Origin of the sequence: Geobacillus stearothermophilus ATCC 12980 (assembly GCF_030369615.1) — a bacterium.
Lineage (GTDB): Bacteria > Bacillota > Bacilli > Bacillales > Anoxybacillaceae > Geobacillus > Geobacillus stearothermophilus.
Genome location: NZ_CP128494.1, coordinates 2,548,821 through 2,574,162, shown reverse-complemented (window position 1 = coordinate 2,574,162; position 25,342 = coordinate 2,548,821). Strand labels below are relative to the sequence as shown.

The 25,342-nt window shown below is 53.9% G+C and carries 23 protein-coding genes; 17 read left to right on the top strand and 6 right to left on the bottom strand.

The features are described 5' to 3' along the window. The first annotated feature begins 10 nt into the window (after positions 1–10). The 8 genes from QSJ10_RS14030 to QSJ10_RS13995 all read left to right on the top strand — a co-directional run bounded on the left by QSJ10_RS14030 (position 11) and on the right by QSJ10_RS13995 (position 9,726). On the top strand, positions 11–1,324 hold the full coding sequence (locus QSJ10_RS14030) for a nucleotide sugar dehydrogenase (RefSeq protein ID WP_053532156.1): 1,314 nt from the start codon (positions 11–13) through the stop codon (positions 1,322–1,324). Positions 1,325–1,341: 17 nt separating this feature from the next. Beyond that, positions 1,342–2,073, top strand: coding sequence for an N-acetyltransferase (locus tag QSJ10_RS14025; protein ID WP_033014903.1), 732 nt, complete (start codon positions 1,342–1,344; stop codon positions 2,071–2,073). A 1-nt stretch (position 2,074) separates the two neighbouring features. Beyond that, positions 2,075–3,523: a lipopolysaccharide biosynthesis protein gene (locus tag QSJ10_RS14020; RefSeq protein ID WP_049624565.1), complete on the top strand. Its 1,449-nt coding sequence runs from the start codon at positions 2,075–2,077 to the stop codon at positions 3,521–3,523. Positions 3,524–3,555: 32 nt separating this feature from the next. After that, the gene (gene wecB, locus QSJ10_RS14015) at positions 3,556–4,614 is read left to right on the top strand and encodes a non-hydrolyzing UDP-N-acetylglucosamine 2-epimerase (protein WP_025950142.1); all 1,059 of its coding nucleotides are present in this window, start codon (positions 3,556–3,558) and stop codon (positions 4,612–4,614) included. 12 nt (positions 4,615–4,626) lie between these two features. Beyond that, positions 4,627–6,015 carry an O-antigen polymerase gene (locus QSJ10_RS14010; RefSeq protein WP_053532157.1) on the top strand — a complete coding sequence of 463 codons (1,389 nt, stop codon included), beginning with the start codon at positions 4,627–4,629 and terminating at the stop codon, positions 6,013–6,015. Continuing rightward, complete coding sequence (locus QSJ10_RS14005) at positions 6,016–7,131, top strand: glycosyltransferase (protein WP_049624566.1); 1,116 nt, start codon at positions 6,016–6,018, stop codon at positions 7,129–7,131. Then, positions 7,128–8,210, top strand: a complete 1,083-nt coding sequence (locus QSJ10_RS14000; protein ID WP_033014914.1) for a glycosyltransferase — start codon at positions 7,128–7,130, stop codon at positions 8,208–8,210. The genes QSJ10_RS14005 and QSJ10_RS14000 overlap by 4 nt, the downstream gene beginning before the upstream one ends. Positions 8,211–8,469: 259 nt before the next feature. Next, the gene (locus tag QSJ10_RS13995; RefSeq protein WP_033014918.1) at positions 8,470–9,726 is read left to right on the top strand and encodes a glycosyltransferase family 4 protein; all 1,257 of its coding nucleotides are present in this window, start codon (positions 8,470–8,472) and stop codon (positions 9,724–9,726) included. Between the two features lie 106 nt (positions 9,727–9,832). Here QSJ10_RS13995 and QSJ10_RS13990 read toward each other — a convergent pair whose 3' ends face one another. The 5 genes from QSJ10_RS13990 to QSJ10_RS13970 form a co-directional block, all read right to left on the bottom strand. Continuing rightward, positions 9,833–11,164 carry a SpoIID/LytB domain-containing protein gene (locus tag QSJ10_RS13990; protein WP_053532158.1) on the bottom strand — a complete coding sequence of 444 codons (1,332 nt, stop codon included), beginning with the start codon at positions 11,162–11,164 and terminating at the stop codon, positions 9,833–9,835. 3 nt (positions 11,165–11,167) lie between these two features. Next, on the bottom strand, positions 11,168–11,845 hold the full coding sequence (locus tag QSJ10_RS13985) for an SH3 domain-containing protein (protein ID WP_033014923.1): 678 nt from the start codon (positions 11,843–11,845) through the stop codon (positions 11,168–11,170). A gap of 217 nt (positions 11,846–12,062) precedes the next feature. Beyond that, complete coding sequence (locus QSJ10_RS13980) at positions 12,063–14,510, bottom strand: SH3 domain-containing protein (protein WP_053532159.1); 2,448 nt, start codon at positions 14,508–14,510, stop codon at positions 12,063–12,065. 238 nt (positions 14,511–14,748) lie between these two features. Further along, positions 14,749–15,756: an LCP family protein gene (locus QSJ10_RS13975; RefSeq protein WP_033014930.1), complete on the bottom strand. Its 1,008-nt coding sequence runs from the start codon at positions 15,754–15,756 to the stop codon at positions 14,749–14,751. A 32-nt stretch (positions 15,757–15,788) separates the two neighbouring features. Beyond that, complete coding sequence (locus QSJ10_RS13970; RefSeq protein ID WP_033014932.1) at positions 15,789–16,430, bottom strand: YigZ family protein; 642 nt, start codon at positions 16,428–16,430, stop codon at positions 15,789–15,791. 214 nt (positions 16,431–16,644) lie between these two features. On the opposite strand from QSJ10_RS13970, the gene QSJ10_RS13965 reads away from it, so the two are divergent. From QSJ10_RS13965 to QSJ10_RS13955, 3 genes are all read left to right on the top strand, one after another. After that, positions 16,645–17,826, top strand: a complete 1,182-nt coding sequence (locus tag QSJ10_RS13965; RefSeq protein WP_053532160.1) for a sensor histidine kinase — start codon at positions 16,645–16,647, stop codon at positions 17,824–17,826. Beyond that, positions 17,823–18,497: a response regulator gene (locus QSJ10_RS13960; protein WP_053532161.1), complete on the top strand. Its 675-nt coding sequence runs from the start codon at positions 17,823–17,825 to the stop codon at positions 18,495–18,497. The genes QSJ10_RS13965 and QSJ10_RS13960 overlap by 4 nt, the downstream gene beginning before the upstream one ends. 243 nt (positions 18,498–18,740) lie before the next feature. Then, positions 18,741–19,586: a DegV family protein gene (locus QSJ10_RS13955; protein WP_053532162.1), complete on the top strand. Its 846-nt coding sequence runs from the start codon at positions 18,741–18,743 to the stop codon at positions 19,584–19,586. 547 nt (positions 19,587–20,133) lie between these two features. Here QSJ10_RS13955 and QSJ10_RS13950 read toward each other — a convergent pair. Further along, positions 20,134–20,307 (bottom strand): hypothetical protein, encoded by a 174-nt coding sequence (locus tag QSJ10_RS13950; protein ID WP_155266788.1) that lies wholly within the window; start codon positions 20,305–20,307, stop codon positions 20,134–20,136. On the opposite strand from QSJ10_RS13950, the gene QSJ10_RS13945 reads away from it, so the two are divergent. From QSJ10_RS13945 to QSJ10_RS13920, 6 genes are all read left to right on the top strand, one after another. After that, a complete protein-coding gene (locus tag QSJ10_RS13945; RefSeq protein WP_053532164.1) occupies positions 20,300–21,697 on the top strand; it encodes an ATP-dependent helicase ComFA in 1,398 nt (465 codons plus the stop codon). The two genes, QSJ10_RS13950 and QSJ10_RS13945, sit on opposite strands and share 8 nt — an antisense overlap. Continuing rightward, positions 21,694–22,386 (top strand): ComFC family protein, encoded by a 693-nt coding sequence (locus QSJ10_RS13940; RefSeq protein WP_053532165.1) that lies wholly within the window; start codon positions 21,694–21,696, stop codon positions 22,384–22,386. The genes QSJ10_RS13945 and QSJ10_RS13940 overlap by 4 nt, the downstream gene beginning before the upstream one ends. Before the next feature lie 66 nt (positions 22,387–22,452). Beyond that, the gene (locus QSJ10_RS13935) at positions 22,453–24,162 is read left to right on the top strand and encodes a hypothetical protein (protein WP_147438208.1); all 1,710 of its coding nucleotides are present in this window, start codon (positions 22,453–22,455) and stop codon (positions 24,160–24,162) included. Next, positions 24,159–24,422 carry a hypothetical protein gene (locus QSJ10_RS13930; RefSeq protein ID WP_023633638.1) on the top strand — a complete coding sequence of 88 codons (264 nt, stop codon included), beginning with the start codon at positions 24,159–24,161 and terminating at the stop codon, positions 24,420–24,422. The genes QSJ10_RS13935 and QSJ10_RS13930 overlap by 4 nt, the downstream gene beginning before the upstream one ends. Next, positions 24,409–24,849 carry a YaaR family protein gene (locus QSJ10_RS13925; RefSeq protein ID WP_020756448.1) on the top strand — a complete coding sequence of 147 codons (441 nt, stop codon included), beginning with the start codon at positions 24,409–24,411 and terminating at the stop codon, positions 24,847–24,849. Before QSJ10_RS13930 ends, QSJ10_RS13925 begins: the two co-directional genes overlap by 14 nt. Positions 24,850–24,873: 24 nt before the next feature. After that, a complete protein-coding gene (locus tag QSJ10_RS13920; RefSeq protein ID WP_044744237.1) occupies positions 24,874–25,281 on the top strand; it encodes a TIGR03826 family flagellar region protein in 408 nt (135 codons plus the stop codon). Positions 25,282–25,342 lie beyond the last annotated feature (61 nt).

The window sequence follows — 25,342 nt, the reverse complement described above, 5'->3', positions numbered from 1 at the left end:
AATGAGAGGAATGAACTACGCGGAACGGCTGTTGAAAAAGTTTGAGAAACGCGACGCGGTCATCGGCGTGGTCGGGCTTGGCTACGTCGGGTTGCCGCTGGCAGTCGAAAAAGCAAAAGCAGGGTTTCATGTCATTGGCTTTGACATCCAACAAAGCCGCGTCGATCAAGTGAACAATGGGATCAACTACATCGGCGATGTCGTCGATGAAGATTTGCATGAGATGGTCAAACAAGGGCGGCTTGTGGCGACGACCGATTACGCCCGGATCGCGGAAGTCGATGCCGTGGCGATCGCGGTGCCGACCCCGCTCGATGAGCATCATCAGCCGGATACGTCCTACGTCGAAAACTCGGCGAAGGAAATCGCTAAATACGCCCATGAAGGGATGCTTGTCGTGTTGGAATCGACCACCTATCCAGGCACGACGGAAGAAATCGTGAAACCGGCGCTGGAGAAAAAGGGGCTCGTCGTCGGGAAAACGGTGTTCGTTGCCTATTCGCCGGAGCGGGTTGACCCGGGCAACAAGCAGTTTAAGACGAAAAATACGCCGAAAGTCGTCGGCGGCGTGACAAAGACGTGCACGAAAGTGGCAGCGGCCATGTATCGAGCTGTGCTTGAAGGCGATGTCCACGAAGTGTCGAGTCCGGCGGTGGCGGAAATGGAGAAAATTTTTGAAAATACGTTCCGCCATATCAACATTGCGTTGGCGAACGAAATGGCCATTTTGTGCGAACGGATGGGCATTGACGTTTGGGAAGTGATCGAGGCGGCGAAAACGAAGCCGTACGGATTTATGGCGTTTTATCCGGGACCGGGGCTTGGCGGCCATTGCATTCCAATCGACCCGTTTTATTTGACATGGAAGGCGCGCGAATACAACTACCATACGCGCTTGATCGAGCTGGCCGGAGAAATCAACAACGCCATGCCGGAATATGTCGTCAACCGCGCGATGCTCATTTTAAACGAAGAAGGCAAGGCGCTGTGCGGTTCGAAAGTGACGGTGCTCGGCGTCGCCTACAAAAAAGACATTGATGATGTGCGCGAATCGCCAGTGTTGAAAATCGTCGAGCTGCTCGAGCAATACGGAGCGAAATTTGCGGTCGTCGACCCGTATGTTCCGTCGTTCCGGGCGTGCAACCGGGTGATTGAGACGGTCGAGCTGACGCCGGAACTGCTTGCACAGTCAGATCTTGTCTTGATTACGACGGATCATTCCAACATCGACTATGAAATGGTCGCTCGTCACAGCCGGGTCGTGTTTGACACACGCAATGCTATGAAAGATGTGTCGAAACCGGCCAAATACGTCAAATTGTAAGCGAAGGAGACGAAACCATGAACGTTGTCGATCCCTCTGTTGTTTGCGGTGAACGTGTCGAAATCGGCCATTTCACGGTCATCGAGGCGAATGTCAAAATCGGAAACGACGTTAAAATCGGACATCGCGTCACGATTCACGAAGGAACCGTCGTCGGCGACGGCGTGACGATCGCCGACGGAGCGGTGCTCGGCAAACCGCCGAAGCCGGCGAAAACGAGCACCGTCAAGCTGTCGGGCGAGCTGCCGCCGCTTGTCATCGGCGACCATTGCACGATCGGCGCCAACGCTGTCATCTATCGAGGAGCAGTGATCGGCGCCTACACATTGATCGCTGATTTGGCGAGCGTGCGCGAAAACGTGCACATCGGCCAATATGTGATCGTCGGGCGCGGGGTGTGCGTCGAAAACCACGTCCAAATCGGCGATCGGACGAAAATCCAGTCGAACTCCTACATCACGGCCTACACGACGCTCGAAGACCATGTGTTCATCGCCCCGTGCGTCACGACGACCAATGACAACTACATGGGGCGGACGGAAGAACGGTTCGCCAAAATCAAAGGGGCGACCGTCAAGCGCGGGGCGCGCGTCGGAGGCGGAGCGATTTTGCTGCCGGGCGTGACGGTGGCGGAAGAGACGTTTGTCGCCGCTGGGGCGCTCGTCACAAAAGATACGGAACCGAGGACGGTCGTGAAAGGATTCCCGGCGCGCTTCAGCAAAATGGTCGACGAGCGGGAGTTGTTATAAATTGTTCTCGGCATTCAAGCGTTTAGGAGCGGACTCGCTCCTTTACGCGTTTATGAACGTCGGCACGAAGATGATTGCCTTTTTGATGCTGCCGATTTATACAAGCTATTTGTCCAAGGCGCAGTACGGGGCGGTCTACTTGATCGACCAATGGACGTCGATGCTGACATTTCTCGTCATTTTCGGTACGGATTCGGCGCTCTCTTTTTACTATTACGACACGGACGACAAAGAGAAGCGCCTTTTGTATGTGCGCAACGTCATGTGCTTCCGGCTGTTTGTCGTCGCCATCTTATTTTTGGCTGTCGTTTTGGCCGGTCCGTGGATCGCAGGCGCGCTGTTTCAAGAACCTCGCTATGTCGATTTGCTGTACATCAGTATCGCGACGTTGCTGCTCGATACGATTTTCGTCATGGCGACGACGGTGCTGCGGTTTGAATTTCAGACGAAAAAAGTCGTGATTTGGACGCTCGTGAAAATGCTGCTTGTCGCTGTGCTGTCGTATGCGGCGCTCCGGTGGTTCGCGGCGACGCCGGAAGGGTTGCTCATCGGCCGGCTCGTGAGCAGCGCGCTCGTGTTTTTGTTGATGCTGCATTTGACCGTAAAGTATATGGTGTGGCGCGTGCGCTTTGACGTGTTAAAGGAGCTGCTTGCCTACGCCGCCCCGCTCGTGCCGACTTCGCTCGCCTTTTGGGTGATCGCCAACGTCAGCACGTTTTTCATCCAACGGTTTGCGTCGTTGGAGGAAGTCGGGGTGTTTGGGGTTGCCTTGCGTCTCGCGACCGTGATCACGCTCATCACGAGCGGCGTGCAGATGGCGTGGCGTCCGTATTCGATGTCGATGAAAGACCGGCCGGAAAGCCGTGCGCTGTTTGCGAAAGTGTATATGGCGCTTTTGCTCATTGGAGCGTTTGGGTTGCTTTTGATCGCCACGGCGAGCCCGTGGCTTGTGGAAACCTTTTTCAAACCGGAATATCGCGATGCAGCGTCCTATATCCCGTTTTTATCGGCCGTCACGTTTTTGAACTTTTATTATCTGATTGTTTCCACCGGCTTGTTTTTGACAAAGGAAACCGGCTATATTTCACGGGTGTTCACGCTAGCGGCGCTTCTTCATCTTGCATTGAACGCCGTTTTGGTGCCGCTTTGGCTCAGCTGGGGGGCGGTCGCGGCCAGCCTCATGACGTATATGGTCGCTGTGGCTTTCATTTTTCGCAAAAGCCAGCAAGTGTATCCTGTGCCAGTGTCATGGAAAAAGATGGCTTTGGTTTTGGTCGGCACATTGCTCTCCCTCATCGTCATCGTCTACGTTCAGCAGGCGCCGATTGCTGACGGCTGGGTGCTCGCTGGTTGGGGCCTGTTTGCCGCCACACTCTTTGCCAGCCGGGTTGATCGTGATTTGCGCCGTCCGGTGCGCACGATCGAGGATGAAAATGCGCAAAATACTTGATAACCGCTCATCTGATCTAGGAGGTGCTTCGGATGAAAATCGCCACCGTGTTAGGCGCCAGACCGCAGTTTATCAAGGCTGCCCCCGTCTCGCGCGTCTTGCGAAAACAATATACCGAAGTGCTGATCCATACCGGGCAGCACTATGACCCGAATATGTCGGCCATTTTTTTTGAGGAGTTGAACATTCCGACGCCTGACTACTATCTAGGGGTGGGTTCAGGCAGCCATGGAAAGCAAACGGGCGAAATGCTGATGAAAATTGAAGAAATTGTCATGCAGGAAAAACCGGATTATGTGCTCGTCTATGGCGATACGAACTCGACGCTCGCGGGCGCTCTTGTCGCAGCGAAGCTCCATATTCCCGTCATCCACGTCGAAGCCGGACTGCGCAGCTTCAACAAGCAGATGCCGGAAGAAATCAACCGCATCATGACCGATCATGTCTCCGAGCTCTTATTTTGTCCAACGGAGACGGCCGTGGAAAATTTACGAAAAGAAAATATTACGCGAAACGTCTGGAATGTCGGCGATGTCATGTATGACGCCATTTTGTACAACAAGGAGCTCGCACAGCGCCAATCGACGATTTTGGCTGATTTGTCGCTGGCGGAACAATCCTACTACTTGATCACCATTCACCGAGCGGAAAATACCGATGACCCCGACAAATTGAAAGCCATTTTGGCTGCTTTTCGGGATATTGACGGAACGAAAGTGTGGCCGATTCATCCTCGGACGCGGCATAAGCTTGAAGAGTACGGCTTGGACGCTTCGGCGATTCCAGGGCTTCGGCTGATCGATCCGGTCGGTTATTTGGACATGCTTCGGTTAGAGAGCGGCGCGAAAAAAATCATCACCGATTCAGGAGGCGTACAAAAGGAAGCGTATTTCCTTCGTGTGCCTTGCGTGACGGTGCGCGAACAAACCGAATGGGTGGAAACGCTCGAAGGCGGGGCGAACATCTTAACCGGCACGGACCGCGAGAAGATCGTCGCGGCGGTCCACAAGGAAGTCGCCCCTGTTTATGCGGACGTCTTTGGCGATGGGCATGCGGCGGAGAAAATCGTGGCGGCGATCGGACAGCGATAAGGGTGCGTCGGCATGTTGGACGTGTTGATTGGGTTGATTGTTCTTGTCGTCTCCACCTTGATGTTTCGCTATGCAGCGGGGACGCTTTCATGGACGGCGCCGAATCTCGTGTCGATTGTGTACTATTACTCGTTCCTTCTGTCAAGCTTCATCGGCGCGCTGCTGATCGCCTTGGGGATGGACGATTACTACATGATTCGCAAGCTGTTTCGGCCCGAGGAATACCGGCAGATTGGATTTGCTGTCGTATGCTTTGTCATGATCGTGTTCCCGCTGTCGATGGTGGTCGTTTCAAGGCTGTGCGGATTTGAAGCGAGGCAGGAGTTTCGCGCCTATTTGCAAAAGCCGCTTTCTCCGTTGGCTGGAGCGACGGGCAGCCAAGTGTTTTATGCGTTTTTGGCGCTGTCGCTCCTCAGTTTTGCCGCCATTGCGTATATGATTTGGAAAACGCCGACGATTCCGGTGTTTGCGCTCTTGACAGGGACGGATGAGAGCTTGGCTGCGTTGCGCATTGAGGCGTCGCGCCATTTTGCCGGAAACGTGCTCGTTCGCAATATTTTTGCCATTACGCTCACGCCGCTTTTGTCGTTTATCGCTTATTTGTTTGCCGAGCTGACGCACGAGTGGCGGTGGAAGCTGCTGTTTATCTGTCTGTTTGTCGGAGCGGTGTTCGTCAATGTGTATGATTTGGCCAAATCGCCGATTTTCTTTTACGTGATGATGTTTTTGCTGATTCGCATCTACATTGGAAAAACAAGGCTGTCGGCGGCGAAATTGGCGTTGTATGGGGGAGTGGGGGCGGCGGTGCTCGTCGGCATGTACACCGTCATTCAAGGGGTGCAAGATGTTGCGACCTTTTTGTCTTACAACAAAGGCCCGATCGGCCGCATGATTTTGGCGCAAATCGCGCCGATGTTTCTTCATTTGAATTTGTTCGGCGAAGCGCTGCCATTTCTTTATGGAAAAAGCTTGCCCTCGATTTTAACAGGGTTGTTTGACGTCGAGAATGTCCGCTCCGCCCGCCTCGTGATGGCGCACGTGTTCCCAGAGCGGATTGAAGACGGGACAGGGGGAGTGTTGAACACCCTTTTTGTTGCTGAGGCGTATGCCAATTTCGGTTATGTGGGGATCGTCATCGGCACGCTGTATGTCGGTGTCGTGACGCAGCTGTTGTATATTGGGTTTCTACGGCTGCCAAAAAATCCTTTGTTTTTAAGTTTGTTCGTTTATTTTTCCATTAACATCCCCCGCACGCTCGTCGGTGGGTTCACCGATTTTTTGTTCAATCCGACCTGGGTGCTGCTCGTGGCATTGTTTGGCGGAATGGCGTTGTGGCTGCGGGTGCAGGGGGATTTACGGGCATGGTTTGCAGCGAAAAGGCGAATCACGGATGAGGGATGAATGATGAAAACCGTATTGATTTATTACCCGTTTTCACTCGTCGCGGAACGAAACAGCGGGTCAAAGCTGCGGCCGTATGAAATGCATCAGGCGTTTTTGCGCTGGGGAGCGAAAGAGGGAGTGGACGTTCTTCTGATCGCCGGCACGTCAGCCGAGCGGGAGAAGCAATTTCAAGAGCTCCGCAGCCAAGGCAAGCTCGATGATGTCTGGTTTTGTTATATGGAAAACCAGACGATTCCGCTTTGGCTCACGGACCCAGGACACCGGCCGCAACGTCCGTTCGTCGATCGGGATGTGCTCCGCTACCTGAAAGGCCGCAACGTTCCCATTGGCGTCTTTTACCGCGACGTCTATTGGAAGTTTCCTGATTTGTATCCGCTCCGCGGTTGGAAAAAAGCGGCCATGCAAATGATGTACCGTTGGGAAGAACGGTTTTACGAGCGGTACTGCGATGTCATCTTTTTGCCGAGTCTCGAAATGGGAACATATGTCGCGATCCGCCGCCCGATGGTCGATTTGCCGCCGGGTGGGAAGCAAAAGCCGTTTCAGCGGTTCGGGACGGCGAAACAGCCGCTGAATGCCATTTATGTTGGCGGCATCAACAATGCTGACTATGGGCTTTTGCTCCTGCTTGAGGCGATTCGCTTAGCAAACCGCCGCAAGCCGCTTGTTTCGCTCACCGTCGTCTGCCGAAAAGACGAGTACGAGCGGCAGCCGCTTGCGGTGAAAGAAGAGCTTGCCGCCTTGCAAGTGCGCGTCGAGCACGTCAGCGGCGAAGCGCTCGACCGTTTGTATGCGGAGATGGATTTCGCCTTCATCCCGCGGCGGCGGAGCGAGTATAATGATTTTTCCGTTCCCGTCAAACTGGTCGACTATCTGTCGAGCGGCCTGCCGATTGTCGCCACCGCTTGCTCGGCGCAAAAGCGATTGATTGAAGCGGATGGGTATGGCGTCATTTGCGACGACAACCCGTCGTCGATGGCAGAAGCGATCGCCAAGATGGCGGACATGCTCGAGGAGTGCCGCTTGCGCATTGCGCGGACGTTTATGGCGAAACATTCATGGGAAGCGAGAGTGGAAAAGGTGAAAGAAACGTTGGTGGGGGGCCTCCGATGAAAGTCGCCTTATTGGCTCCAAGCAAATCGATCCATACGCATAAGTGGGCCCGCTTTTACCAAACGCAAGGCATCGATGTGAAAGTCGTGACGTTTAAAGACCATTACGGGCCGGAGCAAGCGAAAGAAGTCGAGACAGTCGTGCTGCCGAAATGGCTGCCGGGGAAGTTGTCGTATTTTTCCACTGTCTTTTCATTAAAGCGGCTGCTCGCTTCGTTTCGACCAGATATTTTGCACGCCCATTATGCCTCCAGCTACGGGTTGATCGGGGCGCTTGCTTCGTATCATCCGTTTTACGTCTCCGTCTGGGGACGCGACGTGTATCAGTTTCCGAATGCCAATCGCTGGAACCGACGGATGCTTGAATATACATTGCAGCGAGCGGATGTCATTTGTTCGACAAGTCATGTGATGGCGAAAGAAACCGGAAAGTATACGGACAAACCGATCGAGGTGACGCCGTTTGGGGTGGATGTCGCCCGCTTCAAACCATTGCCGAAACAGCCGAAACGGACCGTGACGATCGGCACAGTGAAAGCTCTTTCGGACAAGTACGGGATCGCTGATTTGATTCGAGCGTTTGCCGTTGTGCACGAGCGGCATCCACAAACGGAGCTGTTGATCGTCGGCGATGGGCCGCAGCGAAGTGAATACGAGGAGCTGTGCGCCCGCCTCGGCATCCAATCCGTGACGACGTTTGTCGGCAAAGTTCCGAACGAACAAGTGCCACTGTACATCAATCAAATGGATATTTTCGCCGTGCCTTCGACTGAAGACAGCGAAAGTTTTGGCGTTGCCGCCGTCGAGGCGATGGCGTGCGGCGTTCCCGTTGTCGTCTCCAACGTCGGTGGATTGCCGGAAGTCGTCCGTGAGGGAACAACGGGGTTGATTGTGCCGAAAAACAGTCCGGAAAAGCTAGCGGAGGCGTTCGAACGGCTGTTGCTTGATGAGAGGCTGCGGCAACGAATGGGGGAAAACGGCGTCAACCATGTTCATGAACATTACGATTGGACGGAAAATGCGATGCGCATGATCCGATTGTATGAACAAACGTTGAAAGGCGGTGGAGGGAGTCGATGAGGAACAAAGCCGTCATATCAGCCGCCGCGGTTGGTGCTCGTTTGTTGCCGAAAGCGGCGGCTAGGACGCGAAGCCGGCGGCTTTCCGTTGGCAAGCTCGTGATGGCCGTTGGCTTACGGCAACGACTATACATCCAAGGACAGCGGAACGATGCCAGGGGGGCGTTGCCCTTTTTCCACGCCTCGTTTGCGCTCGCCTCTTGGCGCTCAAAATGGAACGTTCGTTTGCGATTTTGGGGGAAAGTGGTGTGGAGCGGACGATGAGGATCATTTACCTATGCCAACACTTCCCGCCGGAAACGGGCGCACCGCAAATTCGTGTGTATGAGGTGAGCAAAGAGCTGATCAAACGGGGGCATCAAGTGGAAGTGCTTACGGCATTCCCGCATCATCCGCACGGCGTCATCCCCAAGCCATACCGCGGCCTGTTTTATTTGTTCGAACAATGGGAGGGCATTCCCGTTCATCGGACATGGATTTATCCGTCGCCAAAGGGGAGCTTTTGGAAGCGACTCGCTTCGTATTTTTCGTTTACGTTCAGCTCGTTTTATTCGCTGCTTGTGAAAGCGAAGCCGACGGATGTGATCATTTGCAATTCCCCGCCGTTGTTTTTAGGGATCACCGGGTACGTGGGCGCGAAGTTGAAACGGGCGAAGTTTGTCTTCAACGTCGCTGACATTTGGCCGGAATCGGCCGTTGAGCTCGGCATTTTGAAAAATCGGCTGTTCATCCGAATGGCGAGATGGCTCGAGCTGTTTTTATACCGGAAGGCTTGGAAAATCGCTGCCGCGACAGAAGGCATTCGCGATTATATGATTGAACAAGGAAAGGCGCCCGAGGATGTCTTTTTATTGCCGAACGGCGTCAACACGGATGTGTTTCGCCCGCTGCCGAAAAACAAAGAGTTGCTTGCGGAATTAGGGCTCGAAGGAAAAGTGGTGTTTACGTACGCCGGAACGATGGGATACGCCCAAGGGCTCGATTCGGTGCTGCGGGCGGCGGCCATCGTCAAAGCAAAAGATGAACGGGCGCATTTCCTGTTTGTCGGCGATGGCCAAGAGCGAGAAAAGCTGATGGCGTTAAAAGAAGAGCTCGGCCTTGACAATGTGACGTTTTACGGATCCGTTCCTGTTGAGAAGATGCCGGAGATTTTCTCCATCACCGATTACAGCATCGTTTCGCTGCGCAACATCGATTTGTTTAAAGGGGCAAGGCCGTCGAAAATTTTCCCGGCGATCGCCACCGGAACCCCGGTGCTGTATTGCGGCGAAGGGGAGAGCGCCGAGATTTTAGAAACATACCATTGCGGAAAAATCGCTCCTCCAGAAAATCCTGAACAGATCGCTGCCGCGGTTCTCGAGTTGCTTTGCCTTCCGAGCGAGGAATACGAAAAGATGGCGGAAAATGGGCGTAAGTTGGCGGTGGAGCAATACTCATGGATTCGCATTGTCGACGATTTGCTTCACGCCCTTGGCGATGAAACAAAACGCGAATCCGTCAGATGGACAGAAAAATAGAAAAAGAAGAAAGGGCGTTCCGCTCACAAAGAAGGACGCCCTTTTTTGTTCCCGAGTGATGCCGAGGTGGAGAGCAAAATCCCGTATGACATCATGGACTCTGTCGCTAGAACGAGACTTCAGCACCGGGGAAGTAGTGTTCTAAAATTTGCTCCGCCGTCCATCCACGCTCGGCAAATGCTTTTGCTCCGTATTGGCTCATGCCGATCCGGTGCCCCCATCCTTTTCCCGTGACAGTGATCGAGCTAACCCCTGACGGCGAGGCGGAAAGCGGCACGATGCCATCCGTTGTTTGCACCTTGATTCCTTCGACGCCGGCGAGCGAAACGGTTCCGATCCCTGTTTGGACGGAGTAAGATGACAAGGAAGAGGCGGCGATGTTGCCGCTGGCCGTTTGAATCGACACGGATGGGCCGCTTTTTTGCACTTGAATGTCAAACCAGTTGGACGGCAAGATGCCGTAAAATTGATTGCCGTCTAGCGGGAACAGTTTGCGGATGATCGCTTCATTGCCTTTCACCGTTTTTTCGCCTGCCGAGGTTTCAATCGTGACGGCCCCCACTTCTCCGTTCGCGCCGGTTTTGGCGATCGAGACGTCGTATAAAACAACCGATGGATCGTTGAACCCGAACGAACGCAACAGCACAGCTGGGGAGAAGGTGAATGACCATCGGCTGTACGGCGATGATTCATACGGGTCATCGACGCTCGCCAAATATGGGTAGGCGGTTTGCGACGAGTTCCAGACGTCGCTTACATTGGCGGTTCTGCCGCCGCTTGTCGAGTGGTAATACGTTTCAATGATACTGCCATTATATTTCAGATACCATCCTCTTGTTGCATCCACTGCCGCGTTCGATCGTGGAGATTCTCCATCATATCCTTTATACGTCTGTGTGTTTGGATTGGTCGTCAAACTTGTTTTATGTTTATAGGCATAGTTTCGGGCCGCAATGGCTTGCGCCTTCAGCGCCTCAAGCGGCCAAGAGGCAGGCATCTCGCTCGGCACGACTCCTTTTAAATAATCTTCCATATCTAAAATATTGACAGCATACAAGGCGCTGTTTTGCAGGCGAATGTCGACGCTTCCCCGATACCGCGTTTGGTTCACCTTGACAAGCGACAACGGCGCCGCGCCGATCGTTTCTTGAATGGTAAATCCGGTGCTTGAAAAATCCGTCTTTCCATTGTACGTGACAAACACGGTCGAAGAGGAAGACTGAAATGTCAGATTTGTCCCGCTTGGCAGCGGGGTGATCGTCAACGTCTCTTTATTGACGATTTGATAGTTTCCTTCGACGGCGACTGTCACCGATGTCCCTTTATATAAAAGGACTTGCACGGTATTGTTGTACGTTTTCACCCCAGCGGCGTTCGACGCGGAAGGAGAGACGATGAGCAAAAACAGGCCGACGGCCAACCACGCCAATTTTTTCACCGTCTACTTCACCTCACCAAATTCAGCGGCCATCCAACCCTGACGCCCATCAGACAGTTGCACGTTGTACCATTTCTCCCCTTTGCTGTTGGTAAACGGCTGAATATAGACCATCTCTGTCCCTTTTGGAACGGTCGCAATAATCGGATAAGAAGTCGTCGCTCCTTTTCGAATATTGACCGCGGCCGTGGCGATGACGTGCTTGGTGCTGTCGCTGCTGACGGCGGATGTCGAGACATCGCCGGAATAAATCCAACCTTTCAACGATGAGGAGAGGATGATGTTGTACCACAATCCTTGGGAAGTAAGGTGCGCCCCGACCACTTGCAGTGAAGCCCCTGCCTGTTTATAAGTGATGACGCGGTAGCTCGTTGACGCTCCGCTGCGGACGGCCGCATTGTTTTTCACTACATAGACGACAGAAGGCAAAGAAGGCGAAGCGGGTTTGCTAGCAAGTTGTTGTTGAAGTTGTTGAATTTGTTGTTGCTGGGCGGCCAGTTGTGCTTTCAGGTTGGCAATGTCGTTTTTCATCGGGTTGAGCTGGGAAGTCACCCAGTCGACGCTCGCTAACACGACTTCTTCTGATGCTTTCATCGCCGATGGCGTAAACAAGAGGGCGCCTGCCGTCATTCCGACCGCCAGGCTGGCAGCAACGGCCCATTTGGCTTTTCGTTTCATCATGTTCATCTCCCCCGTTTTTGGATATGGAAAGAAAGGAGAATAATAGCTTTCCTAAAAGGCCGGTGAAAAACAACGGATTCGCTCGGTTCATGAGGAATCGCAAGGAATGAAAACGCGATGCTGCCATGTTTCTCAGTTTGACGAACTCCGTCGTAAAGCTTTGCAATCCGTTGCATTACCGGCCTTCTCATGCTATTATTCTCCGAACGCGAACAAACTAGAATTGGCTGAAATACTCTTCCAGTCCTTCGCGAATGCCGACGGCCGCTTTTTGGCGGAACGCTTTCGTTTTGAGCTGCGCCTCTTCATTTGGATTGGAGATGAAGGCGAGCTCAACGAGAATGCTCGGCAGCTCGTTTTTCCGGTTGACGTAAAAGTTTTGCGTTTTATGGCCGCGGTCATATGTTCCGAGCTGTTGGACAAGATGTTTTTGCACGATGGCGGCCAACTGCTCGCTTTTTGGCCCATTGAAGTTGCTCGATACGTTGTAGTACGTTGTCGTTCCGCGAGATGTCCGCGAGTACGAGTCGGCGTGAATGCTGATAAAGGCGTCGTAGTCGGAACTGTTGGCGATCCATGTCCGTTCAGACAGCTCCAAAAAGATGTCGGTGCTTCGCGTCAATTTCACGATCGCTCCGGCCCGCTCCAATTCTTCTTTTAGCAATAAGGCGGTGTCGAGAGTAATATCTTTTTCCCGCGTGCCGCCAGGGCCGATCGCCCCGGTGTCGTGCGCCCCATGCCCTGCGTCAATGATGATTTTTTTGCCCTTGAGTCCGGTCTCGAGAATTTTCAGCGCCAATCGGTCGCTGTAATGGCGAAGGGTGAACGTGTACCCCGGTTCAAAGGTGATGAGCAGGCTGCTGCCGGTCCATTCCACGGTTTGTATGCCTGGAATATCGGTCGACGGGACTTCAGCGTAGGAAAACGAGCCGGTGATTTTCAGACGATTGCCCGGCAACAACGAATAGGAGACGCGGAAATTAGACGTTTTTTTCCACGTCAAATAGGCATTGTCGTTGATGGTCGAAAAAGTCGGTTCAACGAGACTATTTAAGGCGACGGTAGAGGTGCTTGATTCCTCCACCCATCCGCGGACGCCATTGGATGTTTCGACATTCAGCCATCCATGATATTCGTAAAGGACAGCAAGTCGCTCATTCGCTGCCAACGCCTTCAACGATTGATAGTTCGAAGATGCACCTCGGCGCAGCGGAGTGCCCGCCTGTTTGACGTATACGTAGGATGGGGCTTTTACTTCAAACACCGGCATCCATCCCGTTTTCCCCGATGCAGAGGTGACTTGCACCCAGTCGAACGGAGATGCTTCTGTCGTCTTCAAAACCGTGACCGTTCGGTTTTTCGCAATCCGCTCGATGACGGCGGCGCTCAACGAAGGTTCGGCAAACAGCGCCGCATTAGCGGTTGTCACCTGCTTTTGCATCCCCTGGTTGGCTGGTGGGGAAAGGTAGGATTTGGTTACGACCGTCTCGTGCACCCAGCCGAGCGTTTTTCCATTGAGGGGCACTTTGTACCAAAGCGCTCCCGACGCATCTTTGGCGCTTGACAGGCTGTTCAGTTTGGTTCCTTTTTTCAGTTGGGTGACGACTTTTGCTTTTAAAGATGGAGCTTGCCGCACATTGGCGACCGAAACGCTGACCGTCAGCGGCTGGCCTGAGACGCTGGACGTATCCGAGACACCGCTTGGAACCGACATGGTTGATGACATCGTCAACACTTTTTCCGACACCCATCCTCGGACATGTCCGAGATCAACGCGGCACCAAAGTTCCTGACCATTTGTGACGAACAAATCGATCACTTTGACAGATTGACCGCGTGACACTGTGGCGACGGCGCGGTAATGGACGCTCGCCCCGCGGCGAACCGGGGAGGACTGCACAACGTTCATGAATGTCGGCAAAAGTGTCGGAAGCTGTTTGGGTATGTAGATCTGTTCCGTTTTCACCCATCCTTTGACTCCCGCCCACTCCACACGCACATACTGTTCCCCGAGCGAATTGGTGAACTCGGCAATGATGGAGACGACATCGCCGTTAGACAGTGTTTTGACGACCGGATAGTAAGGGGATGCCCCCTTGCGCATCGCGATGTCGTTGGCGGCGATCACCGCACGCTTTCCGACGAGCATGGAAGGCGGTTGGTTAGAAAAGCTGTCCGCACGCGTCCAGCCGGTGACGCCTCCGTACTCGATGCGGTACCACGTTTCACCATAGGCATTTTGAAACTCGTCTATGACTTTCACTTGTTGGCCAGCGGGAATCGAGCCAACGGACCGATATGAATCGGTTGCCCCTCTTCTCAGCAACGAGTCTTGCTTGGCGAACATCACGTTAGGGAAGGCGGAAGAGACATGCGCTTCAGAAAAGTCGTCTGCCCGCGCCCAGCCTGTGATGCCCTTATATTCGATGCGATACCACGTTTCGCCAGCAGCGTTTTGGAACTTGTCGATGACCTTTACTTGTTGGCCAGCGGAAATGGATTCGACGATTTGATAGGAATCCGTCGCTCCTCTCCTCAGCAAAGCGTTATGCTCCGCGACCATGAGTGTCGGTGAGGATGAGGACGGACTTCCATCGGCGGCCAAGGCGGCCGACGGCCACAGCGGGCAAGTCGCTAACAAGACGGAAAGAAGCGTTTTTTTCAAGGATTCGATCCCCCCTTTTTTCTCAAGTTTGCGTTTTCTATACTATCATAGCGAATTTTGCCGTTTTATCCAACCCGAATTCAGTCCTATTATGAGAAAAAATGAAAAGTTTTGTTGAAAAAGAGAAAAAAACAGAGGACATGAAAAGTTGTGTTCTTTCATCATCATTGCGGCATGATATACGCTGTAAATGGAAAAAGGCGCCCCATTGCTTTTGGGAGCACCTTCTTTGTGATCGTTAATTTTGGTTTTGTGTGGATGGTGAATTGCTGCGCGTGAGGGAGGCGTTGGACGTCTCGAGCGCTTGCCGCAGCGTTTTATTGATTGAGCTGACCGATTGCTCGTCGGGGATGTAGTAGTACACGCCGTTGATTGTTTCGTCGTATCCTTTCAAATGCAAATTTTCTACATCCGCGTTTTTCATTTTTTGATAGACATAGATGAACGATAACAAATCGGCCGGAGGGATGTTCGTCCGCACGTGATCCCCTAAATCGGCGATGATGTCATCCAGCTTCGGCAGCGAGGTGATGGATGTGCTTTTGTCAATAATGGCACGAATGACTTGTTTTTGCCGCTCGTTTCGGCCAAAGTCGCCGCGGGGGTCCGATTTTCTCATGCGCACATAGGCGAGCGCTTCATTGCCATTCAACTCTTGTTTGCCTTTATGGAACGTATGCCATTTGAGGGAGCCGGTCAGTTGGGCTTTGAATGTGAACGGAACATCCACCGTGACGCCGCCTAAGGAATCGACAATTTTCTGGAACCCGTCAAAATCGGTTGTCACGTAATAGTCAATCGGTACATCGATCAGCTCATTGACGGCTGCAATGGTCGATTGAATGCCGCCATGACTGTAAGAATGGGTGATTTTGTCTTTCCGCCCTTCGTTCGGGATGTAAACGCGCGTGTCGCGGGGAATGCTCAACAAATACACTTTGTTCGTCTTCGGATTGACGGTCAACAACATGACGACATCAGACCGCCCCTCCTCGTCGTGGTACTGGTTTTCCACTCCGACTAACAGAACGGTAAATGGGTCTTTGCGCACCTCAATGTTTCTTGCCGGCTTGCCTGATGGATCAAGCGCTTGATACATTTTGCTTGACGCCTGTTTCGTCTCGGAGTAAATATTGTAGCCAAAGGCGCCAACACCCCCGAGCAAAAGAAGAAACACGAGCAAAAATAATCGGCGGAGCCGCTTTTTTTTCTTTCGCTTTTTCACCGTTTTTCTTGTATGATTCATCGTTTAACCCTTCTTTCCTTTACGGTGTCGTTTTAGGAAGACGGAAGCAACCGTTCGGCATACTCCATCGCTCCCGCCTGAATGTCCGCCCTTCCGTTTGTCAGTTCGGTCATCCACTCGCCGAACGAAGACTGGCCGTCCTCGGGAACGAGAACATCAAACGTGACGCGGTCGGCATATTGGATATTTTTAATAGTATATACGGAAGAGCGCAGCTCATTTTCCACCTTCCCAAGCCACGAATAGTCAATCGTCACCTGCATGACGCGCATGAGCCGGCGTTCGACGATGCCTGCGGCGTTCAGGCCTTCTGAGACGGCGCGGCTGTATGCACGCACCAAGCCGCCCGCACCGAGCTTGATGCCGCCGAAGTAGCGGGTGACGACGGCGACGGTGTCTTTCAATCCTTTTTTCTTCAGCACTTCAAGCATCGGCACCCCTGCGGTGCCGCTCGGCTCACCGTCATCGTTCGCTTTTTGGATTTGGTCATGCTCCCCAATCAAATAGGCGGAGCAGTTGTGGGTGGCGTCCCAATGCTTCTTCTTGATCTGTTGAATAAAGGCGATAGCCTCTTCTTCCGTTTCCGCGCGGTTGACATAGCAGATAAACCGTGATTTTTCAATTACGATTTCGTGTTCACCGTATCCTTTAACCGTGTAATATTTTTGCAACAAAACGAAACACCTCAACGATCAACATCGTGCAAACGGTTTATTTGTTTATTTTTGCAAGAACGGCTAGCGCTCTACTCTCATTATGGTAAACTAAAAATAAAAGAGCAATAGATAGAGCATGCTTTTATTATTATAAATCGACAACTTTTTTCCTTCAAACAAATTTTGCTGGCGCCCATGCGCACCGCTTGGCAGCGATGTTGGAGGTTGGCAAATGGCTAAGGCAAAACAGTGGGACGTAAAGCAGTTAGATCGGATTGTCGAAAAAATGATCGACACCGTTCAACATAGCAAAGACGAAATTTTCCGCATCGGGGAGCAGTCGCGTCAAGAGCACGACCATTTGCTTCGCGAACTTGAGGAGGTGAAGCGGCTGACCGTGCAGGCGATCGAAGAAGCGGACCGGCTCGAAATGGAGGCGCGCCGGGCGCGCCGCCGCCTGTCGGAAGTGAGCCAAAACTTTTCGACCCACTTGGAGCAAGATATTCGCGAGGCGTATGAAGCGGCGCACGAGCTGCATATGAAGCTGACGATGGTGCGCGAGCGGGAGAAACAGCTGCGGCTGCGCCGTGATGAACTCGAGCGGAGATTGGCGAGCTTTGCGCAAATTATCGAACGCGCCGATTATTTAGTCGGGCAAATTACGGTCGTGCTCCACTACTTAAACAGCGATTTCCGCCAGGTCAGCGAGCTCGTTGAAGGAGCGAAGCAAAAGCAGGAATTTGGGCTGAAAATCACCGAAGCCCAGGAAGAAGAGCGGCGTCGGCTGTCGCGGGAAATCCATGACGGCCCGGCGCAGCTGCTTGCGCATGTCCTGCTTCGATCGGATCTCGTCGAAAAGGTGATCAAAGAGCGAGGGACAGAGGCGGCGATCGCCGAGATTCGTGATTTTCGCAAAATGGTGCGTTCGGCTTTGTCCGAAGTGCGCCGCATCATTTACGATTTGCGGCCGATGGCGCTTGATGATTTAGGATTGGTTCCGACGCTAAAAAAATACTTGCAAACGACCGAAGAATATAATAACGGAGTCCATATTTCCTTTGTACATATCGGCGAAGAAATTCGGCTGCCGTCGCGGATGGAGGCGGCCGTGTTTCGCCTTGTCCAAGAATCGGTGCAAAATGCCTTAAAGCATGCCGAAGCGCGCCATATCGACGTCAAAATGGAAGTGACGTGCCACCATCTGCTTGTCAGTGTCAAAGACGATGGCAAAGGATTTGATCCATCGGTCAAAAAAGAAAATGCGTTCGGCTTGATTGGAATGCGGGAGCGGGTGGAGCTGCTCGGCGGCACGCTCGACATCCGCTCAAAGATTGGCAGCGGAACGACCGTGTTCATTCGCGTTCCGCTCGACCGTTCGACTGACGAAGCGAACAAGGAGGAGAGGAAACGATGAAAACACGCATCGCGATTATCGACGATCACCAGCTGTTTCGCGAGAGCATCAAGCGCATTTTGGAATTTGAGGGCGATTTTGAAGTCGTGGCGGAAGGAAGCGACGGAAGCGAAGCGCTTTCAATCGTCGAAACATACCGCCCCGATTTGGTGCTGATGGACATTAACATGCCGGACATCAACGGCGTGGAGGCGACGAAACAGCTGATCGAAGCTTACCCTGATACGAAAGTCGTCGTGCTGTCGATCCATGACGATGAACACTATGTGATGCGCGCTTTGCAGACGGGGGCGACGGGGTATTTGCTGAAGGAGATGGATACCGATACGCTCATTGAGGCGGTGAGAATCGTCGCGGAAGGCGGATCGTATTTGCATCCGAAAGTGACGCACAACTTGATTCGCGAATACCGCCGCTTGACGTCGGAAAAAGGCGGCGTGGCGGTCAAACAAGAAGTGCGTCGTCCGTTGCATTTATTGACGCGGCGCGAGTGCGAAGTGCTGCAGCTGTTGGCCGACGGCAAAAGCAACCGCGCCATCGGCGAAGCGCTGTACATTAGCGAAAAAACGGTGAAAAACCACGTCAGCAGCATCTTGCAAAAATTAAACGTCAATGACCGGACGCAAGCCGTTGTGGTTGCGATCAAAAACGGCTGGGTGGAGGTGCGCTGAACGGAACGGGGGCTCTCGTCAGTCTTTGCAGCGGTGCGTTGACGATCGAAGCGGCTTCCTGTGGCATCGATGCGCCGTTTGACGGCGAAGGAGCGGCTTGGGCAAAGCGTTGCATGAGGATCAACGATGTTCCGCTTCACGGCCTGCCCGCGTTCTTTGCCTCCTCATGCATCGAGCGGTGGTGGACAACGAGTCTTTTTGGTATAATGGCAGAAAAGGCTGAATCAGGAAGGAATGGCGCCTGTGAAAATTGCGATTGTCACCGATAGCACGGCTTATTTGCCGAAAGACGTGCGCGAGCGGCTCGGCATCCGGATGATTCCGCTCAGCGTCATTTTTGGGGACGAAACATATCGCGAAGAGATCGATATGACGGCGGATGAATTTTTTGTCAAAATCAAGCAGAGTCCTAAGCTGCCGACGACATCGCAGCCCTCAGTCGGCGAATTTGTCGACTTGTTCACTGCCATTCGTGAGGAAGGGTACGACGCTGTCATCAGCATCCACCTCTCAAGCGGCATCAGCGGCACGTATCAAGGCGCGGTGACGGCGGGAACAATGGTCGATGGTCTGCGCGTTTACGCCTATGATTCGGAAATCAGCTGCATGGCGCAAGGGTTTTACGCCATCGAAGCCGCCGAGATGGCGAAGGCGGGGAAAATGCCGGAGGAGATTCTCGCCCGTCTTGATGAGATGAAGCGGACGTTGCGCGCCTACTTTATGGTCGACGACTTGTCCCACCTGCAGCGCGGCGGACGGCTCACTGGCGCGCAGGCGTTCATCGGCGGCCTCTTGCAAATCAAGCCGCTCCTTCGCTTTGAAAACAAAGTGATCGTGCCGTTTGAAAAAATCCGCACGCGCAAAAAGGCGGTGCAACGCATCGAGGAGCTGTTTGACGAAGATGCGGACAAAGGCGTTCCGCTCAAAGCCGCTATCATCCATGCCAACCAGCCCGATGAAGCGAGCCGTTGGCGCGATGAGCTGGCCGCCCGCTATCCGCACGTCGAATTTTCGATCAGCTATTTTGGCCCCGTCATCGCCACGCACGTCGGCGAAGGGGCGCTCGGGCTGACGTGGTATCAGCCATAAGTCGAGGCCGCAAAGCGCCGCCTTGAGGCGCTGCAGCCGAGCACAAGGCGGAACGGTGTGCCCCGCCTTGTGCGGCGGCGAATTTGTTTTACATTCGTTTTCTCACCTCCTTATGAAACGGACCGGAGATGCGGTACTGGCCGAACTTGTCGAACGTTTTCTATTCCTGAAAAATTTGTCGCTATTTCCCTGGGAATGTTGTCGAAACACGTTGTCGATCGACTCGATGACTCTCTGTGGATCTTTGATGTTGTCGGATTTCGCTTTATCCTTTTCTTTCGAAGGTCGATATGTCGTGAAAAAGAGGGTCAAACCACATCTTGACTCCATTGGGAAGCCCTTTTTGCCTCCACTTTCTTTGCCGATCGAAGGCTGCCGTTTTTTGCTTCCTCCCCATCTTTTCATCATTTTGTTAGAAGGGCGGTGATTTGCTAGCACAACCGCTTTCTCGCTTCGTTTCTCAACTAGAAAAACCTTGTAGCGTCGTTCCTTCTTTTCACACATTCAACTCATCGATCAAGGGGAACAGCGGTTTTCCACCCGCCTTTTAGGGAAAAACATCGTCAGCTCTGCTCTTTCTCCATAACACTGGCTCATTGATGCGCTCAAAGCCTTTCAACCTGGGGGAGCGCGTTTTTACCGCATCACTGCGCCACCCGCTCTTTTTGGCTCCCAGCTCGGGAACATGCTTTTCTTGAATTTCAAAAGGAGTGATGCTCATTGTACATCCCCCATCAACCGCTGCTTCGCCGCTTGTCGTCTGGCTCAATGGCCAGCGCCTACCCCGAGAGCAGCTGCCGTTTCCCGATGGAGAAGTCGCTGCCGCCATCCAGACCGGTTTGCTTCACGAACAGCCCGGGCTCATCAAAACAGCGCGCGCCTGGCGCTGCGTCCGTTGCGGAAATAACGATCCTCATCTTTTTGCCGCGTTTCCGTGCGCCCGCTGCGGGGCAGATTGTGCGTATTGCCGCAAGTGTCTCGTGATGGGGCGCATCAGCTCCTGCACTCACCTTGTGCACGTGACGATGCCGCTTCCGTCCGAGCCGCACGAGGCGCCGCTTGTTTGGGATGGGACGCTGTCCGCCGCTCAAGCGGAGGCCGCGCAGGCTGTCCGACAGGCGGTGCTGGACCGAAGCGAGCTGATCGTTTGGGCCGTATGCGGGGCAGGGAAAACCGAGATGTTGTTTCCCGCCATCGCTGCCGCCTTGGAGGAAGGTTGGCGCGTTGGCCTCGCCACGCCTAGAGTGGACGTTGTCCGCGAACTGGCTCCGCGCTTCCGCCAGGCGTTCCCGCGCGTTTCGCTCGCCGTATGGCACGGCGGAAGCGATGAGCGCGGGCGAATCGCCCCGCTCGTTCTTTCCACTACCCACCAACTGTTGCGCGCGTACCGCGCGTTTGATGTCATGATCATCGATGAAGTCGACGCCTTCCCGTATTCGGTTGAACCGATGCTTGAATACGCCGTCAGTCAAGCGCGGAAAGAACGATCAAGCCTCATCTATCTCACCGCCACTCCCTCCCGCGCTTGGCAGCGTGACATTGCGCGTGGCAAACGGAACGCCGTCGTCATCCCCGCCCGCTATCACGGCCATCCGCTCCCCGTCCCCGTGTTCGAATGGTGCGGCAATTGGCGCAAGCGGTTAGAGCGCGGCCGCTTGCCCGAAAACGTCCTTGCGTGGGTTCTCCATCGTTTGGAACAGAGAAAGCAGGCGTTTTTGTTCGTTCCCCATATCGATGAGCTTGAAGCTGTCACCCGCCTCTTGCAGCGCGTCGATCCCCGCATCGTCGGCGTCCACGCCGAAGCCCCGGATCGCGCCGATCATGTGCAGGCGTTTCGCGACGGGCGCGTTCCGCTGCTTGTGACGACGACGATTCTTGAGCGCGGCGTGACGGTGCCGAACATCGATGTCGCCGTTCTCGGTGCCGAAGACCGCATCTTTACGGAAAGCGCTCTTGTGCAAATCGCCGGCCGCGTCGGCCGCCACGCGGCGTTTCCGGATGGCGACGTCCGCTTTTTCCATCACGGAAAAACGAACGAGATGGTGCGGGCGCGCCGCCACATTGTCCGCATGAATGAGACAGCGAAGAAAAGGGGGTTGCTGCATCGATGAACTGCCTCCTTTGCCATTCTCCGTACAACCCGATCACGAGCTGGCGCCAACTGATTCTTCTTGAAGACCCAGACGTCCTTTGCCCACGCTGCCGCGGGTCGTTCAAACTCATTGACGGCCGCCTTTGCGAGATGTGCGGCCGCCCGCTCGAGGAAGCCAAGCCATCGCTGTGCGCCGACTGCCTTCGGTGGCAGGAAGATGAACAATGGGGGAGGGTGCTCGTGAAAAACCGATCCGTCTATCTATACAACGACTGGATGAAAGACGTCGTCGCCTTATGGAAATTCCGCGGCGACTATGTCATCGTCGAGGCATTCCGCCGTCCGTTTTCCCAAGCGTTTCGCCGACATTTCGGCCGCGATTGGCACATCGTCCCAATCCCGCTGAGCCCCGAACGGCTGTATGAGCGCGGCTTCAACCAAGCGGAAGCGCTCGCCCGCCTGCTTCCGTTTCCGTATTTCCCTTGGCTTTCTCGCAAGCATTCCGAAAAACAATCGAAAAAATCGCGCCGCGAGCGGATGGAGACCGACAACCCGTTTTTTCTCTCCGGACATCCGCCGATTGACGGAAAACGAATCGTTCTCATCGATGACATTTACACGACGGGCATCACCGTCCGCCACGCGGCCCTTGTTTTGCTTGAAGCGGGGGCGGCAGAGGTGGGGGCGTTGACGCTCATTCGCGCGTAACAGTGTAAACATTGGAAGCCTACGTGCCGATATAAAAAGTAGGAGAACAAAGAGCGAGGAAGAATAATGATGCGTATTCGTCACGATCAACTATCCAATGAGGTCGCCGCACCGGCTGTTTCATTGCAGCCGGGGAGCGTGCAGATGGCGGTAATGAAAGAAAGGTTCAACGATCAAGAGGCCGTGGTCGCCATCGGCCAACAGGATGTACGCGTCCACTTTGTGGATGGCGTCCCAAGCGACCGTTCGTTTATGGTGCGGCTTGTGAAGCAAGAAGGTGGAACTTGGATGGCGCAAGCGGTGCCACTATCGTCTATAGGGCGGTTTCTGCCATCTTCGTTGGACGATGGAATCGATTCATGGCTGTCGGCCCGTGGCATTCGCCTGACCGAAAAGGAAAAAGAAGCCGTTCGTCGTTTTTGGGAGACGGAAGGCGGCTCGATAAAGAAAAAACAGGAAACCGTCGCTGCTTTGGCGGCGAAACAGCTCGAGGTGACCGAGACGCATTTGCGCCTAGCGCATGAAGCGCTCCATGGCCCGCCGCTCGGAGATCTGTTGGCGCCGTTGTTGACGAAAACGGAACCGGAAGAAACCCATGAAGCAAAAGCGGCGCCTGTTCGTGAACAAACGGAGCGATTGGAAGGTTCGCGCGCGTATGCGGTTGCATCGGAGCTGGTTCTTCCGACGGCAGAGGCCCGGACGTTTGCCGTGACGGTAGTGACGGAAAAAATGGTGCAACTCGTGCACGATTTTCGTGTTTGGCAGCGTGATATGGTCCGTCAGCTCGAACAATTTGCGCATGCCGCTGCCCAACAGTCGACAGAGCGAGCCGCGCCGCTTGTTGAGTCGCTCATTCATTCACTCGACCGCATGCTGTTGCACGGGGAATGGTTGTTGTTTACTGACATGAAAACGGAAACGAAGTTGCTTGAGGCGGGGGCGAAATTGGCAGAAGCGAAACGCGGCCTTGCTGAAGGAAAGACGGACGAAGCGGCCAAGACGGCGCGTGAAGTGAAAGCGTTGTTGGAGTCGCTCCGCTTTCAGCCATCTGAACAAAAAGTACAGCGGTTTTTCATGGAATCGGAAGCGTGGCAGGGCACGAAGCCGCACGAGCAGCTGTCGCGCCTTCTGAAACATGTGGACCAAGCGCCCAACGATGGCGCATTATCGGCGAGAGGAGTCTTTGAATCGCTGCGCCGCCTCGGCTTTTTCCATGAACAAGAGACCGCCCGTGCGCTCTTGAGCGGAGAGCGATTACAGCCGGTCGAGAATTTGAAGGCGATGCTGCTGTCATGGGTTGAGGAAGGAACGGTTCCTGCGCAGGCGGAACGGCTGCTCATGAATCTTACCGGCCAACAGTTGCTCAACAAATTTACTGTTGACAGCCACACCCAAACTATGTTGTACCAGTGGCCACTCTCGCTTCATGGTGAGATGGCGACCGTACATGTGCACGTCAACGCTCGCAGCGGTGACGGACAGCTTGACTGGCAAAACTGCCGCCTCTACTTTTTGTTGGACACGAATCAAGGCAAAGTCGGCATTTCCTTGCAGTCGGTCGAACGGCAGCTGTCCGTGACGGTGGAAACAGAACACGAGCGGTTGGCGGCGGTGTTGCAGTCATGTGCGGCGACAGTCAAAGACCATTTGGAACAGATCGGTTATCGGGTGCAACGCCTCACTTTCCAACCGATGAACACCCAAGACCAAGAGCGGGCGGCGACAGACAGAGTGAAGACGGAAAACGAAACGAGCCAGTGGGAGTGGACGATATGAACAGACACCGTTACGCCCCTGCTTTCAAATCATATGAGCAACATCTTGGCCGACAGCCGCGGCAGCTCGCTGATGAGGTGGCCGACAAGGCGGGGCGGGCGGGCATTCCGCTGCCCCATGACCGGGAGTTGCTGAGACAGCTGGTCGATCCGGTGCCGCGCGTCCCGCCGCAGCTTTACGCGGTGATCGGGGAAGTTTTAAAATGGATTCAGAAGCTTGATGAACAAGGCGGTAGGAGCGAAGAAGATGGAGATCAATAAAATTGCCAACACCCCATCGGTTCCAATCGGCAAAAAAGCGGCGGCTTCTTTTTCGCCATCCGTGTCATTTGCCGAGCTGACCGCCAAGGAGCAGGAAAAGCTGCGAAACGAGCGGCTGAGGCAGCTGGCGGATGAAATCGAACAGCAAGGAAAAAAACTGGCCAAGTTGCGGACGGTTGACGATTTGCGGCGGTATAAACAGCTCGTCAGACAATTGCTCGATGAAGCGGTGAACCATGGCTTGAAACTGACGGAGCAGTATGGGTTCCATTGGAGCGGCCGTTCCCGCGTCTATCATATCGTCAAAACGATCGACCAAAAGCTGCTGGACGTCACAAACGCGGTGCTCGAGCAAGAACGGCCGAGGATTGATTTGCTGCAGACGTTGGGGGAAATTCAAGGGTTGATCGTCAATTTGTATACGTAATGGGCACATTGGGAGGGGAGAATGATGAACTTAGAAAATTGCCCGGTTTGCGGCCGTCTGTTTGTCCGCTCGCCGTTTCGCGATATTTGCCCGTCTTGTCATGAAGAAGAAGAACGGCAATTTCAAACCGTGGTCCAATTTTTGCGGCGCCGGGAAAACCGGTTGGCGACGATGGAGCAAATTGTCGATGCGACAGGGGTGCCTGAGACGCTGCTGGTCAAATTCATCAAAAGCGGCCGCTTAACGTTGGCGCAGCTGCCGAATTTAGGATATCCGTGCGACCGTTGCGGCAAGCTGATCCGCGAAGGCAGAATGTGCGCTGACTGTTCAAAAGATTTGCAAGGGCAGCTGGAAATGGTGAAAAAAGAAGAACAGAAGAAAAAACAGGTGTTTCGCACGTATTACACCGACAAAGAGCGAAATGGCCGCTAAACAAATGAATGGATTGACCGATAATAGTAGTAAGACAACAACGTGAGGAACGGATAGGAGG

What these genes read in the sequence shown, in the direction of transcription:
- QSJ10_RS14030 (WP_053532156.1), top strand. Translation starts at nt 11, where the DNA reads ATGAACTACGCGGAACGGCTGTTGAAAAAGTTTGAGAAACGCGACGCG.
- QSJ10_RS14025 (WP_033014903.1), top strand. Translation starts at nt 1,342, where the DNA reads ATGAACGTTGTCGATCCCTCTGTTGTTTGCGGTGAACGTGTCGAAATC.
- wecB (WP_025950142.1), top strand. Translation starts at nt 3,556, where the DNA reads ATGAAAATCGCCACCGTGTTAGGCGCCAGACCGCAGTTTATCAAGGCT.
- QSJ10_RS14010 (WP_053532157.1), top strand. Translation starts at nt 4,627, where the DNA reads ATGTTGGACGTGTTGATTGGGTTGATTGTTCTTGTCGTCTCCACCTTG.
- QSJ10_RS14005 (WP_049624566.1), top strand. Translation starts at nt 6,016, where the DNA reads ATGATGAAAACCGTATTGATTTATTACCCGTTTTCACTCGTCGCGGAA.
- QSJ10_RS14000 (WP_033014914.1), top strand. Translation starts at nt 7,128, where the DNA reads ATGAAAGTCGCCTTATTGGCTCCAAGCAAATCGATCCATACGCATAAG.
- QSJ10_RS13995 (WP_033014918.1), top strand. Translation starts at nt 8,470, where the DNA reads ATGAGGATCATTTACCTATGCCAACACTTCCCGCCGGAAACGGGCGCA.
- QSJ10_RS13985 (WP_033014923.1), bottom strand. Translation starts at nt 11,845, where the DNA reads ATGATGAAACGAAAAGCCAAATGGGCCGTTGCTGCCAGCCTGGCGGTC.
- QSJ10_RS13975 (WP_033014930.1), bottom strand. Translation starts at nt 15,756, where the DNA reads ATGAATCATACAAGAAAAACGGTGAAAAAGCGAAAGAAAAAAAAGCGG.
- QSJ10_RS13965 (WP_053532160.1), top strand. Translation starts at nt 16,645, where the DNA reads ATGGCTAAGGCAAAACAGTGGGACGTAAAGCAGTTAGATCGGATTGTC.
- QSJ10_RS13960 (WP_053532161.1), top strand. Translation starts at nt 17,823, where the DNA reads ATGAAAACACGCATCGCGATTATCGACGATCACCAGCTGTTTCGCGAG.
- QSJ10_RS13945 (WP_053532164.1), top strand. Translation starts at nt 20,300, where the DNA reads ATGCTCATTGTACATCCCCCATCAACCGCTGCTTCGCCGCTTGTCGTC.
- QSJ10_RS13950 (WP_155266788.1), bottom strand. Translation starts at nt 20,307, where the DNA reads ATGAGCATCACTCCTTTTGAAATTCAAGAAAAGCATGTTCCCGAGCTG.
- QSJ10_RS13940 (WP_053532165.1), top strand. Translation starts at nt 21,694, where the DNA reads ATGAACTGCCTCCTTTGCCATTCTCCGTACAACCCGATCACGAGCTGG.
- QSJ10_RS13935 (WP_147438208.1), top strand. Translation starts at nt 22,453, where the DNA reads ATGATGCGTATTCGTCACGATCAACTATCCAATGAGGTCGCCGCACCG.
- QSJ10_RS13930 (WP_023633638.1), top strand. Translation starts at nt 24,159, where the DNA reads ATGAACAGACACCGTTACGCCCCTGCTTTCAAATCATATGAGCAACAT.
- QSJ10_RS13925 (WP_020756448.1), top strand. Translation starts at nt 24,409, where the DNA reads ATGGAGATCAATAAAATTGCCAACACCCCATCGGTTCCAATCGGCAAA.
- QSJ10_RS13920 (WP_044744237.1), top strand. Translation starts at nt 24,874, where the DNA reads ATGAACTTAGAAAATTGCCCGGTTTGCGGCCGTCTGTTTGTCCGCTCG.